This window comes from Nocardia sp. NPDC003999 (assembly GCF_053604885.1).
In genome coordinates this window covers 150,558-163,484 of record NZ_JBSGIB010000002.1, presented here as the reverse complement: position 1 = coordinate 163,484, position 12,927 = coordinate 150,558, and the positions used below count along the sequence as shown (strand labels likewise).

The window sequence follows — 12,927 nt, the reverse complement described above, 5'->3', positions numbered from 1 at the left end:
GTGCCCGGCGGGCCTGGGCCGATGATCGATGTGGACGCCGACGTTCTCGGTGCGGCCGCCGAGTTGCTGGACGCAGGCGCTACGGTGAGCACCATGGAAATCGATGCTCCTGTGGCGGGGCGTGCTCTGGTGGTGGTCGTGGACGATCGGACGGCGCATGGAGGTGTTGACTCGCTCGGCCCGCTGGTCACCGAGCTGCTCACCGAAGCGGGTTTCCTCGTGGACGCGTCGGTGTCGGTGCAGGCCGACGAGGTCGAGATCCGCAACGCGCTCAATACGGCGGTGATCGGCGGCGTCGATCTGGTGATCTCCGTCGGCGGTACGGGCATGTCCCCGCGCGACGTGACGCCGGAGGCCACCTCGCAGGTGCTCGACCGCGAGTTGCCGGGGATCAGCGAAGCCCTTCGTTCCTCCGGCCGGGTGGCAGGCTCGCTGGACGCGGGCCTCTCCCGCGGTGTGGCCGGCGTGTCCGGAAGCACCTTGGTGGTCAACCTGCCCGGCACCCGTTCCGCCGTTCGCGACGGCATGGCGACGCTCGGCCCGCTCGCCAGCCGGGTGATCGGTGAACTCTCCGGATTGGTCGAGTAATCACCGCCCCCACGCCTTCTGAACACCCTCGCCCGGCGGCTCGCCGGGCGAGGGATGCCGCGCGCTTGGCGAAGGTCTTCGGCGACGCGCTGCCCGACACCACCGCCGACGAGCGCGACGAACGCGACGACGTCCGGTCCGCTGACGACTGGCTGCGCGCCCAGGTCCCCCCACATCACGGCTGAGTCCGTTATCTACGTAGTAGCTACGTAGTCCTTGTCCCGGCTTCGAAACACGCCAGTGATCATTTCTGACCGGAAGTAATCCGGACGAGATCCTTGCGGTCGTGTCCCGTATCCGTACGCTGGCCCTTCTGTGCCGCCATCTCGGTTTTCTCACCTGAACCGGCTGTAGCGAACCGGTATTTATGCACGTCAAGCCATATTCGGATGTGCGCAAGTGTGATGCGGGTCACCTTGAACTTTACGAAACTTTTCGTTGCGGCGGTCGTTACGAACCGTTTAATCTCCCATCGAGCCATTCACAATGGGACCCGCAGTCGTGGGTGCCGGCACGCGTGAAAGCCCACTCGGCGGAACCCGGCTCGGTTCCGTTGCCTCCCTGCCCGTTGCGCCGAAATAACAACCGGTTACACATCGGCAACAAAGGGGCGACACACTGAGCTGGGCCTGAGAGGACCACTGTCCAGCCTCGATGGTCGAGGTTGACTGTTTGAACCTGATGAGGGGAAGTATGAGCGAGAACCGCACCAAAGGTCTGCGCCGCGGTGCCCGCGTCGCGGGCGTAGGCGCTGCCGCGGCTGTTGCCATGGGCCTGCTTTCGACCGGTGCCGCCAATGCCGATACCTTCGTGCCGTTGCCGGACGGCCAGAAGGTAGGGCCCGGCGTGACGATCACCCGGAACGGAGAGCGGGCCCTGATTTCGCCGTCGCTGGCCGCCAACGGCGCAGGCCGGGTGGTCTGGGTGTCGGGCAACGCCGTCGCCGATGTCGCCGAGACGCCGGAAGGCACCGTCGGCCCCAACAACGGTCCGACGGGCAACCCCGGAACCAACAACTCCTCGACGCATGGTTCGTCGCAGTTGAGCACCGGTTACATCGTCGGCTGCCAGGTCAGCATCGCCGACGACGCGATCTCCGCCGGTGTGTCGGGCAGCGTGAACCTCAGCGGCGCGAGCGCCGGTGGTTCGATCGGCGTCAACCTCGGTCCCGGCGAAGTGAAGTTCGTTCAGATCGACTACAAGGACATCCTCAAGGCCGGTGTCTACTCCGTCGAATACCAGGATGCCGAGATCCAGATTCAGGGCTGCGCGGGTTACGCGCAGGCGCGTTCGTACACGGTCGTCGAGATCATCGGCGATCACTACTCGAAGACCACCCTCTACGGGATGCCGTTCAGCATCGGCTGACGTCTGTCGAATCCAACGAACCATCTTCCCGCTGAAGCGGACTCAACCCTCGAGGGATACCAAACCATGATCAACCGTAAGAACCTGGCGCGGATGGCCGGCCTCGGCGCCGCTGCCACCATCGCCATGGGCCTGTTCTCCACGGGTGCGGCGAATGCCGACACCTTCGTTCCGCTGCCGGGTGGGGAGCTGACCAAGACGTTGTCCGATGGCACCGTTGTGACCATCCGTCTGGTCGGCGAATCGGCCAACATCAGTCCGTCCATGGGCGCGACGCCGTTGCACCGCAACGCATGGGTCTCGGGCAGCGCGCAGGTCGAGCTCTCCGGCGCGGCCGGGGGCAAGATCTTCCCGGGTTACACCGTGGGCTGCCAGGTGAATATCGCCGGTGGCGGTGCGACCGGTGGTGTGGACGGCAATGTCGATTGGAGCGACGGCCAGAACGTCACCGGTGGCGTCGGTGCCAACTCCGGCGGCAACCTCTCGCTCGGCCCCGGCCAGGCGAAGTCGTTCTACGTCTTGGACCTGGAGCAGGCCGACGATTTCGGTAACGAGACGCACAAGACCCGTAATGCCTTCAAGGGCACGAGTGGTTCGGTGACGTGGGCTGATGAGACCATCGGCTTGAACGGCTGCGGGGGCTATGCCCAGGCGCGGGCCTTTGTCAGCGTCGAGGTCGAGACCGACAATGTCATCACGTGGGTGACGTTGTGGGGGCAGCCTTTCAGCCTCGGCTGAGTGAACGGCGGGTGAAAAACCCATAGCGACAGATGAAATGGACCCCTCGCAGCGCGGCGGGTCCATTTCGTCATGAATTCGAATGTGCCGCAAGGGCTGCGCGATCCTAGTCGGATCCGTTACTTCGCGAGACGAATTGCCTGAATTTCCGGAAAAGTCTGGTTGATACCGAATAGCATTGTTTCGTCCGAGATCGCTCGATGACGCGATGGGCCGGCGGAACGTCTGGTGGACAACACATTCCACTGCGTGCCGTCGGCTTTGGAGGGACACGTCCCGCCTCGACACCCTGGGGTGGGCGGATGCAACCTGATGAGGAAAAACATGAGCAAGTACCGCATCAACGGTCTGTCTCGAGGCGTCCGCGTCGCGGGCGCCGCCGCCGTGGCGGCCGTAGCTACCGGTCTGTTGTCGACCGGCGCTGCCAATGCCGATACCTTCGTGCCGTTGCCGGACGGTCACAAGGCAGGACCTGGCGTGAACATCGCTCGCACCGGTGAGCGCGCCCTGATCTCCCCATCCCTTGCCGCGAACGGTGCCGGCCGTGTCGTGTGGGTTTCGGGGAACGCCATCGCCGATGTAGCCGTCACCCCCGAAGGAACGATCGGGCCGAACAACGGTCCGACCGGGAATCCGGGAACGAATAATTCGTCCACTCACGGTGCCTCGCAGTTGAGCACCGGTTACGTCGTCGGCTGCCAGGTCAGCATCGCCGACGACGCGATCTCCGCCGGTGTGTCGGGCAGCGTGAATCTCAGCGGCGCGAGCGCGGGTGGTTCGATCGGCGTCAACCTCGGTCCCGGCGAGGTCAAGTTCGTTCAGATCGATTACAAGGACATCCTGAAGCCGGGTGTGTACTCGGTGGAGTATCAGGATGCCGAGATCCAGATCCAGGGCTGCGCGGGTTACGCGCAGGCGCGTTCGTACACGGTCGTCGAGATCATCGGCGATCACTACTCGAAGACCACCCTCTACGGGATGCCGTTCAGCATCGGCTGACGCCGGTCGGATCCATCAATCTCTTTTCGCTGAAGCGAACTCGAATCTTTAGGGGAATCACCGTCATGTTCGATCGTAAAATGTCGGCACGCGCGGCCGGGCTGTGCGCGTCCGCGGCCATCGCGGTAGGCCTGCTCTCCACGGGTGCGGCGAATGCCGACACCTTCGTTCCGCTGCCGGGTGGGGAGCTGACCAAGACGTTGTCCGATGGCACCGTTGTGACCATCCGTCTGGTCGGCGAATCGGCCAACATCAGTCCGTCCATGGGCGCGACGCCGTTGCACCGCAACGCGTGGGTGTCCGGTAGCGCGCAAGTGGACCTGTCGGGTACGGCCGGGGGCAAGATCTTCCCGGGTTACACCGTGGGCTGCCAGGTGAATATCGCTGGTGGCGGTGCCACCGGTGGTGTGGATGGCAATCTGGACTGGAGCGACGGCCAGAATGTCACCGGTGGCGTGGGTGCCAACTCCGGTGGCAACTTGTCGTTGGGTCCGGGTCAGGCGAAGTCGTTCTATGTGCTCGATTTGGAGCAGGCCGACGATTTCGGTAACGAGACGCACAAGACCCGTAATGCCTTCAAGGGCACGAGTGGTTCGGTGACGTGGGCTGATGAGACCATCGGCTTGAACGGCTGCGGGGGCTATGCCCAGGCGCGGGCCTTTGTCAGCGTCGAGGTCGAGACCGACAATGTCATCACGTGGGTGACGTTGTGGGGGCAGCCCTTCAGCCTCGGCTGAGCGCGGATACTCACGCGAACGGGCCCGTCGCCGACGGGCCCGTTTCGCATGCGGCACAGTCGAACTCAGAATTCGTGCCGCCCGCCCGAGCTGGTCTGGCCCTCGGCGAGCAGGTCGCGGATCTGGATCAGCACCTCCGAATCGGTGAGTGTGGTGTCGTCGGGCCGGAAGCGCTTCTTCAATCGCGCGGCGGGCAGCACCAGCACGAAGAACAGCACCGCGGCGATGATCAGGAAATTGATCACGGCCGTGATGATGGGACCGACCTGGACAAAGGTCGCCGGCTTGTCGGCCACCAATCGGAAACCCAGGCCGATATCGCCGGGCCCGCCGATGACGGCGAGCAGCGGATTGATGATTCCGTTGCTGATCGCGGTGATGATCGCGACGAACGCCGTACCGATGACCACGGCGACCGCCAGGTCGATCACATTCCCGCGGAACAGAAAATCTCTGAACTCTTTGAGCATGGCCGGTGTCTCCTCTTTTCCGTGGAGCTGGGCAGTCCTGCTCGGCGGTACCCGCGCGCCGGTAGGCCCGATGCTAATGAGCCATCGGCGAATATTCGGCGAAGCATGATCGGCGGGTCAGTGAAAGACGACGGTGAGTGCGGTGCGCAGGGACGCGCCCGCGACGGCGGTGGCGTGCTCGGCGTCCATCGCGACCAAGACCACGCGTTCGGCGGCTCCCCTCCCCGCGCCGGCGCCTGAGACGAGCACTACGGCGGCATCGGTGGCGAGCGTGCGGGCGGGACGGGCGCCGGGCCCACCCGCGTCTTCGGCGCCGATCACGTCGACGCGATCGCCCGCGCGCAAGATGTCGGCGACCGCCGTATCGGCGAGGCGGACGGGCACGATCCGCGCCTCGCGGGAACCGGCCGCCGCCGCGGCCAAGCGCGGGCCGACGACGCGCAGGTCGGTGAATACCTCGCCTCGGCGCATGGCGCCGGTCAGCGTCGCGCCGACGAGCGCGCCGGGATCGGTGACCGCGCCCGCCGGTAGCGTGCCCGCCTCGCGCGGGACGGCGCGCAGGTCATCTGCCTCGAGAAGTCGTCCTGGCGCGAGGTCCCGGCCCGCGACGAGCACCGTGGTGCGTTCGGCGCCGGGATCACCACGAAGGAAGAGGAACGCCGCGAGCGCGGCGAGAACGGCGGCCAGCGATCGTCGGGCGAGGACGGCGTCGGCCCAGGGCGGGCGCTGCCACCCGGAGACATTCCAGCCGCGGCCGAGATCGGCGAGTGCGCGAGTCATGGCCGGATCCTATGGCCGGACGTGCGCTCGCCCGGCCAGGATCAAGGTGGGCTGTGGATAGGTGACCGGCTGTGGAAAACCGTCGAATCAGCTGGCTACGGCCGTGCTGGTGGACGCGGTCGACCCGCTCGACGAGCCGGAGTCGGAAGAAGTGGAAGACGAACTCGAGCTGCTGTCGGACTTGGCGGGCTCGCTGGCGGTGGAGGAGCCACCGCGGCTGTCGGTGCGGTAGAAGCCGCTGCCCTTGAAGACGATGCCGACCGAGTTGAACAGCTTGCGCAGCTTCCCGGAGCACTCCGAGCACACGGTCAGCGCTTCGTCCGTGAACGACTGAACGATGTCGAAGCGGTTGTCACACTGGGTGCACGCATACGAGTAAGTAGGCACAGGATCCTCCGCGGTGTTCGTCGATCTGGCACTCTACAGCCGACAGTGCCAACACCGCCAATCGGTGTTTCATTCCCCAGGGTAATCGTCGCCCAGCCGGCGCAGGCCACCGCGCGGCGTGAGCGCCCAGCCCATGCGCAGGTCGTGCGGTTCCTCCGGCAATCGGTCGACCAGTTCGTCGTCCCGGACCACCGCGACCAGGCGCGCGTCCGGCCGTGCGGCGGGTAGCGTGCGGTCGTAGTAACCGGCGCCGCGGCCGAGCCGCACGCCGCGCAGGTCCACGGCGAGAGCGGGGACGAGGATCAGTTCGGCGCGGGTGACGGTCTCCGGCGGCAGCACGGCGCCGGTGGGTTCCAGCAATCCGTAGCGGGCGCGGCGCATGGCGCTCGCTCCGGTGTATTCGGCCCAGCTCAGCGGTCCCGGCGGCCCGGTGACCGGCAGCAGTACCCGCGCACCACCGGCCAGCAGCGCGTCCAGCATCGCGGTCGATCCCGGTTCGCCCGCCACCGGTACATACGCGCAGACCCACCCGCGAGCGCTGACCGCTTCGACCGCTGCGGCCAGGGCGAACGCTTCCTTTTCGCGTTCCGTGGCAGGTATCACAGCTCGGCGGGCGAGGAGTTCGGTGCGCCATGCATGTTTGTCGCGCTCGCCGGGCATCTTCACAGTGATCACCATAGGCTCACCCCGGGACCGGTCGGCGCGACGCCGATCCGGCGGCGTGATGGATGGATAGGGTATGCGTATGACAGCAAAGGCCGGACAGCCCGGTGACGCCGCAGTGGTGTCGTGCTTCCGCACGGCCGTGGTGCCCGCTGCCGGGCTCGGAACGCGGTTCCTGCCCGCGACCAAGACGGTGCCCAAGGAACTTCTTCCTGTGGTGGACACACCCGGCATCGAGTTGGTCGCCGCCGAGGCGGCCGGTTCCGGCGCGGAGCGGCTGGTGATCGTCACGTCTCCGGGCAAGGACGGCGTCGTCGCGCACTTCGTCGAGGACCTGGTGCTGGAGAGCACGCTGGAGGAGCGCGGCAAGTTCAAGCTGCTGGAGAAGGTCCGCAAAGCGCCGGGACTGCTCGATGTCACCTCGGTGGTGCAGGAGGAGCCGCTCGGGCTCGGGCACGCCGTGGCCCAGGCCGAGCGGGCCCTCGACGCCGACGAGGACGTCATCGCCGTCCTGCTGCCCGACGACCTCGTGCTGCCCCGCGGCGTGCTGGATGTGATGTGCCGGGTGCGCCGCAAGCGCGGTGGAACGGTGCTGTGCGCCATCGACGTCCCCAAGGACGAGGTCAGCGCCTACGGTGTCTTCGACGTCGCGCCCGTGCCCGACGCGGTGAACCCGAATGTGCTGCGCGTCAAGGGCATGGTGGAGAAGCCCGCGCTCGCCGACGCGCCGTCGACGTTCGCCGCCGCGGGCCGGTACCTGCTCGATCGCGCGATCTTCGACGCGCTGCGCCGCATCGAGCCCGGCGCCGGCGGCGAACTGCAACTCACCGACGCCATCGCACTGTTGATCGCCGAGGGGCATCCGGTTCATGTGGTGGTGCACCGTGGGTCGCGCCACGATTTGGGCAACCCGGGCGGTTATCTTCGTGCTGCGGTCGATTTCGCACTGGAACGAGAGGAATACGGCCCCGCTCTGCGGGAGTGGCTGCAGCACCGCCTCGGTCCGGACTGGGATCCGCAGCTGACGACCGACGACTGACGGACCCGGCCGGGGGTTTCGCCGAGAGTGGACCGTCGGGTACGAATGATGGTCACCGCGGTGCGCGCGAATGCGCTTGCGCCGCGGCGGGATCGCGCGTGCGGGCGAGATCGGATGGAGTGCGGAGAGGATCAGGAAGGGCTGGATGCGCTCGGTTGAGGATCAGCAGATCAAGGTGACCGCCGCGGCGGTCGCGCCCCGGCCGGTCCGGGTCGCGATCTCCGAGGCCCAGGGCCTGCTGTGTGCCGAGGACGTCGTCACCGAACGGCCGTTGCCGGGCTTCGACCAGGCGGCCATCGACGGTTATGCCGTGCGCAGTGTGGACGTGGCCTCCGCGGGGGCCGACATTCGGGACGAAGAAGGCGAACTCGTCGACCTGACCCTTCCGGTGGTCGGCGAGGTGGTCGCCGGTTCACGTCAGCCGATCCGCTTGCAGCCTCGCCAGACCGTCCGGGTGGACACCGGCGCGCCGATGCCGACGCTCGCCGACGCCGTGCTCCCGCTGGATTTCACCGATGGCGGGCGGGCCAGGATCAAGGTGTACGAGCCGGTGCGCTCCGGCGACTACGTGCGGCGGATCGGTGACGACGTCCAGCCGGGCGATGTGGCGGTGCGTGCGGGAACCATCATCGGCGCAGCGCAGGTCGGGCTGCTCGCCGCGGTCGGTCAAGACAAAGTGCTGGTGCACCCGCGTCCGCGACTATCGGTGCTCTCCGTGGGCGGCGAGCTGATCGATATCGACCGCACCCCGGGCCCCGGCCAGGTCTACGACGTGAACTCCTACGCGCTGGCCGCGGCCGCGCGGGATGCGGGCGCGGACGTCAACCGTGTGGGCATCGTGAGTTCCGATCCGCGCAGGCTGCGCGACGTGGTCGAGGGGCAGCTGGTGCGCTCCGAGGTGGTCGTCATCGCGGGCGCGGTCGGCGGCTGGGCTTCCGAACAGGTCCGAGAGGCGCTGGAAGGCCTCGGCGAGCTCGAAATCACCCGCGTGGCCATGCATCCCGGCTCGGTGCAGGGCTTCGGGCGGCTCGGCCGCGACGAGGTGCCGACGTTCCTGCTGCCCTCCAACCCGGTGGGTGCGCTGGTGGTGTTCGAGGTGATGGTGCGGCCTTTGATCCGAATCGCGTTGGGGCGCAGGCATCCCATGCGCCGGATCATCAGCGCGCGAACCATCACGCCGATCAGTTCCATGGAGGGGCGCAAGGGGTACCTGCGCGCGCAGCTCATGCGAGACGAAGCCACCGGCGAATACCTCGTGCAGCCGCTCGGCAACGGGAACTCGTCCTCGCACCTGCTCGCCACGCTCGCCGAAGCGAACAGCCTGATCGTGATAGACCCGGACGACACCGACATCCGCACCGGTGACGAAGTCCAGGTCGCCTTTCTCGCACAGCGCGGCTGAGACGTGGAAGCTATGAACGTTTTCCGGGCCACGCAGCATCCGGGTTGGCCCGCGCGACTCGGCCCGGTTCGGGTGGCGGCGGGGCAGGTGACCTTGCGTCCGGTGCGGCTGCGCGACGCGGCGGCCTGGAGCCGGATCCGGTTGCGGGACAGAGCGCATCTCGAGCCGTGGGAGCCCACCGGCCGCGGGGCGTGGGAGGCGCGCAACCACGCCTCCAACTGGCCGTCGCTGTGGTCGAGCCTGAAGGCGGAGGCCAGGCGCGGCGCGATGATCCCGTTGGTGATCGAAGTCGACGGCGCGTTCGGCGGGCAGCTGACCGTTGGCAATATCGTGCGCGGCGCACTGCGCTCGGCCTGGATCGGCTATTGGGTGGCCAAGGATCTCAGTGGGCAAGGCGTCGCGACGGCGGCGCTGGCGCTCGGTCTCGACCACTGCTTCGGGCCGGTCGGCCTGCATCGGGTGGAGGCGACCGTTCGACCCGAGAATCTGGCCAGCCAGGCGGTGTTGCGCAATGTCGGTTTCCGGGAAGAGGGGCTGCTGCGGCGCTACCTCGACGTGGACGGCGCCTGGCGGGATCACCTGCTGGTCGGCATGACCGTCGAGGAACTCGCCGGAACGGTCCTGGACCGGCTGGTGCGAGAGGGGCGCGTCACCCTGCTGTAGAACCGGCCACCGGATCGCGGTGACATTGGTGGGAATGTGACAGGTGTGGCGGATGTGCACGGCGCGCCTGCCGGAACTTGGTGCTACCCGGAATTAGCCTACGGACGTCGATGGTGCGTCTTGTGCCATCGGCAGTGAGCCTGCGAGGGGATCGGCGTCCGCGCCGTCGCGTCGGACGGGGGCCGGCCGAGCGCGGGGCGTGTGACGCGCCGCTGGCGGGCCGAGCCGGAGGAAATCCAGGCGGGACGGAGGTGTTGACGCGATGCCGAATTCGATCCTGTGGATCGGTCTGGTCGTGCTCTGGGTCTTCGTCCTGTTCCCGATCCTCGCCGACCGTCACCCCAGAATCCGCCGGACCACCGACGCCGCGCTGGCAACCAGGGTCCTGCACCGCGGCGGCGGCAAACGGCGTCTCAAGAAAGGCCCGGCCGCCGGGCACGAAACCGATCCGAACTGGCGGCCCCGTGGGCGACACGATGGACGCCGCGTACCGAGAGAGTATCCCCACAGCGATGATGCGGAGGACCGGATGACGACACCGGCCGATGAGCCCGTCACCGAGACCGACGAGGAGAACACACCCGCGGCCGACGACGCCGTGGCATCCGACATCGCTGCCGCCGAAACGGACGACATCGAGATCGACGACTTCGCCTCCGCCACACCGGAGGAGGACGAAGCGGAGGACCGCGAGACGCGTTACGACGAGCCGGACGACGACGAAGCCGCCGAAGTCGCTGCGAAGATCGACGCGGGGACCGATGATGACCGCGTGGGCGCACACCACCCCGAGCCGGTCGCGGCCAGAATCCCGCCTGCGCGCTCCACCGCGCCCGCCATCGTGGACTACGACGAGTACGACGACTACGACGACGCGGGCCCGGACGAGCCGGATTTCGTCCCCAGCCGCCGTGGTCGTGGCGGCTACGATCCCGAGGCCGACGCCATCGCCCGCGCGGCCCGCTACACCTTCCGGCAGCGCGCCGTGCTCGGCCTGCTGCTCACCGCCATCCTCTTCGGCGCCCTCGCGTTCGTGTTCACCCCCATGCTGTGGTGGGGTTGCGGACTCGCCCTCACGGTGTTGGCGACCTATCTGGCCTACCTTCGCAAGCAGGTGCGGATGGAGGAGGAGATCCGCCGTAACCGGGCGGCCCGCCTCAACCGCGGCCACCAAGACGAAGCCGATCCACGCGCGCGCCGGGGCCGCGCCGGGCGCGGCACCATGGACCGCGACACCGCCCGCGCCATCCGTCGCCGCTCCACCCTGATCGAGCCCGACGACGAAGACCCCATGTTCGCCCACCTCGACCCCTTCGACCCGGCCACCGCCCGCGCCCTGCGCACCCGCACCAGCGGCGACATCCGCCGCGCGGCGGGCGCGTAGTGCATCGCATTTCCGCAGGTCAGGATACCGATTCGGAGTCTAGGGGGCTGGCCTGATACAGTGTCACAGCGCGGTTCCCCGGAACCGCACGGGGCTATAGCGCAGTTGGTAGCGCGTCTCGTTCGCATCGAGAAGGTCAGGGGTTCGATTCCCCTTAGCTCCACTGAATGGCGAAGCCGCAGGTCATTGGCCTGTGGCTTCGCTGTTTTTGGGCATTGTGCGAACACCCTGCGGCGGTTCAGTCATCGGCCGTCCTCCACACGGATCAGTGGTGGATCACCGCACCGAGCCGCGGCAGGACGAGTCGTTTCCAACTGCGCTCCACGGAATTCAGGTCGCTGGCCTGCGGCGGGTATCACTGCGGGCCATCGAGACGGTCGCTCAGTCGCTTCCGACGCGCGTGGGAGATTGCGAGATTCTCAGTACTCGTTCAACGGAGCAGAGGGGGGAAAGGTGACCGGTAGAGCCGCCAAGGACCGGTGGAAGGGGCCAGGCCGCCAGGTCGGTGCGTCGGCCGGTATGGCCAGCTGGATCTCGGGCAGCGCATCGAGAAGCTGATCGATGGCGTTTTGAGCGAGCAGGTAGGCCACCGACTGCGCGGGGCAGGCATGTGGGCCGATGCCCCACGCCAGATGGGAGCGATTGCCTGTGTGAGTCTCGGTCCGGATCTTGGGGTCGTTGTTGCAGCCGGCCATGCTGATGAGGATCGGCTGGTGCGCGGGCAGCCAGACGTCGTCGATGAGGATCGGCTGACGGGGGTAGGTGGTGAGGAGGTTCGCCAGCGGCGGGTTCTTGAACAAGACTTCGTCCAAGGCGTCTCGGGTGGACAGGTTCCCGCCGACGACACTTCCGCCGAAGCGTTCGTCGGTAAGGATCAGCAGCAGGGTGTTGCCGATCAGGTTCTGTTGCAGTTCGATCCCGGCGCCGTAGACGCTGTTCAGTTGGTGGATCATCTCCAGTTCATCGAGTTCGGCCGGATGCCGCAGTAGTAGCGAGGTGATGTCGTTGCCAGGATGGGTCCGTTTGAGGGCCAGCAGTTCCAGCAGCGCCTCGATGATCATCTTGTTGCCGTCCTCGGCATCGATCCCCTCGAACATCGCGGCCATGCCCGCGGCGACCCGCTGTCCGATTTCCGGCGGGCAGCCCAGCAGAGCATCGGTGACCGCGAATGCGAGCGGCAACGCGTACTGACTGATCAGATCGGCTGTACCGGCCTGGCAAAAGGTGTTGATCAGCGGGAGGGCGATCTTCTCCACCGTGGCATCGAGAGCGTACAGATCCACCGCGTTGATACTCGTGGTGATTGCCTGCCGGTAGCGCTGTAGGGCCGCTCCGTCGCTTCGACTCCCGGTGGGGCGCCACTCCATAAGCGGCAGGACGGGGCAGTCGGCCGGGATGTTCTGCTGCCAGGTGCGCGGATCGACAGGGAAGTGCTCGGGATCGTTGAGGATCCGCAGCGCGGTGTCATACCCGACCACCAACGTGGCCGGCACGCCCGGCGCCAGCTCAACCGGAGCCAAAGAGCCGTATTGTGCTCGCATTTCGTCGTAAACACGGTGCGGATCCGCGGCGAATTCCGACGAGTACAGCGACACCCTCGGACCTTCGGTAGCCATCGGCGAGCCGTGGACGACTGGACAGGCGGGGGTTTCCAGTCGGGACCGTGGCGTACTCAAGAATGGTGCTCCAGATGTTCGTGTGTGCTGTTT

General features: G+C 67.1%; 14 protein-coding genes and 1 tRNA gene. 10 read left to right on the top strand and 5 right to left on the bottom strand.

From position 1 onward, the window contains the following. The first annotated feature begins 21 nt into the window (after nt 1–21). The 5 genes from ACWESM_RS04940 (at nt 22) to ACWESM_RS04920 (ending at nt 4,430) form a co-directional block, all read left to right on the top strand. Nucleotides 22–588: a MogA/MoaB family molybdenum cofactor biosynthesis protein gene (locus ACWESM_RS04940; RefSeq protein ID WP_355074614.1), complete on the top strand. Its 567-nt coding sequence runs from the start codon at nt 22–24 to the stop codon at nt 586–588. Nucleotides 589–1,281: 693 nt separating this feature from the next. After that, a complete protein-coding gene (locus tag ACWESM_RS04935; protein ID WP_355074612.1) occupies nt 1,282–1,956 on the top strand; it encodes an MspA family porin in 675 nt (224 codons plus the stop codon). Between the two features lie 66 nt (nt 1,957–2,022). Continuing rightward, a complete protein-coding gene (locus ACWESM_RS04930; RefSeq protein ID WP_364428815.1) occupies nt 2,023–2,694 on the top strand; it encodes an MspA family porin in 672 nt (223 codons plus the stop codon). Nucleotides 2,695–3,018: 324 nt separating this feature from the next. Beyond that, a complete protein-coding gene (locus ACWESM_RS04925) occupies nt 3,019–3,693 on the top strand; it encodes an MspA family porin (protein WP_355074608.1) in 675 nt (224 codons plus the stop codon). Nucleotides 3,694–3,758: 65 nt separating this feature from the next. Next, entirely contained in the window at nt 3,759–4,430 is a 672-nt protein-coding gene (locus ACWESM_RS04920) for an MspA family porin (protein ID WP_356963840.1), read from the top strand. Nucleotides 4,431–4,495: 65 nt separating this feature from the next. On the opposite strand, the gene mscL is transcribed toward ACWESM_RS04920, so the two are convergent. The 4 genes from mscL to ACWESM_RS04900 all read right to left on the bottom strand — a co-directional run bounded on the left by mscL (nt 4,496) and on the right by ACWESM_RS04900 (nt 6,745). Further along, nucleotides 4,496–4,900 carry a large conductance mechanosensitive channel protein MscL gene (gene mscL, locus ACWESM_RS04915; protein ID WP_355074604.1) on the bottom strand — a complete coding sequence of 135 codons (405 nt, stop codon included), beginning with the start codon at nt 4,898–4,900 and terminating at the stop codon, nt 4,496–4,498. A gap of 117 nt (nt 4,901–5,017) precedes the next feature. Then, on the bottom strand, nt 5,018–5,680 hold the full coding sequence (locus tag ACWESM_RS04910; protein WP_355074602.1) for an SAF domain-containing protein: 663 nt from the start codon (nt 5,678–5,680) through the stop codon (nt 5,018–5,020). An 87-nt stretch (nt 5,681–5,767) separates the two neighbouring features. Further along, nucleotides 5,768–6,067, bottom strand: coding sequence for an FmdB family zinc ribbon protein (locus tag ACWESM_RS04905; RefSeq protein WP_355074600.1), 300 nt, complete (start codon nt 6,065–6,067; stop codon nt 5,768–5,770). Between the two features lie 69 nt (nt 6,068–6,136). Next, nucleotides 6,137–6,745 (bottom strand): 5-formyltetrahydrofolate cyclo-ligase, encoded by a 609-nt coding sequence (locus tag ACWESM_RS04900; protein ID WP_364428823.1) that lies wholly within the window; start codon nt 6,743–6,745, stop codon nt 6,137–6,139. 67 nt (nt 6,746–6,812) lie between these two features. Between ACWESM_RS04900 and ACWESM_RS04895 the strand changes: the two genes are divergently transcribed. The 5 genes from ACWESM_RS04895 to ACWESM_RS04875 all read left to right on the top strand — a co-directional run bounded on the left by ACWESM_RS04895 (nt 6,813) and on the right by ACWESM_RS04875 (nt 11,381). Then, nucleotides 6,813–7,769 (top strand): UTP--glucose-1-phosphate uridylyltransferase, encoded by a 957-nt coding sequence (locus ACWESM_RS04895; protein ID WP_355074597.1) that lies wholly within the window; start codon nt 6,813–6,815, stop codon nt 7,767–7,769. A 145-nt stretch (nt 7,770–7,914) separates the two neighbouring features. After that, nucleotides 7,915–9,171: a molybdotransferase-like divisome protein Glp gene (gene glp, locus ACWESM_RS04890; protein WP_356963844.1), complete on the top strand. Its 1,257-nt coding sequence runs from the start codon at nt 7,915–7,917 to the stop codon at nt 9,169–9,171. A gap of 12 nt (nt 9,172–9,183) precedes the next feature. Continuing rightward, nucleotides 9,184–9,834, top strand: a complete 651-nt coding sequence (locus tag ACWESM_RS04885; protein ID WP_355074593.1) for a GNAT family N-acetyltransferase — start codon at nt 9,184–9,186, stop codon at nt 9,832–9,834. Between the two features lie 262 nt (nt 9,835–10,096). Continuing rightward, nucleotides 10,097–11,218 (top strand): divisome protein SepX/GlpR, encoded by a 1,122-nt coding sequence (sepX, locus tag ACWESM_RS04880; protein ID WP_364428829.1) that lies wholly within the window; start codon nt 10,097–10,099, stop codon nt 11,216–11,218. A gap of 90 nt (nt 11,219–11,308) precedes the next feature. Further along, nucleotides 11,309–11,381, top strand: a tRNA-Ala gene (locus ACWESM_RS04875). A 256-nt stretch (nt 11,382–11,637) separates the two neighbouring features. On the opposite strand, the gene ACWESM_RS04870 is transcribed toward ACWESM_RS04875, so the two are convergent. After that, entirely contained in the window at nt 11,638–12,834 is a 1,197-nt protein-coding gene (locus ACWESM_RS04870; RefSeq protein ID WP_364429111.1) for a cytochrome P450 family protein, read from the bottom strand. Nucleotides 12,835–12,927: the final 93 nt, after the last annotated feature.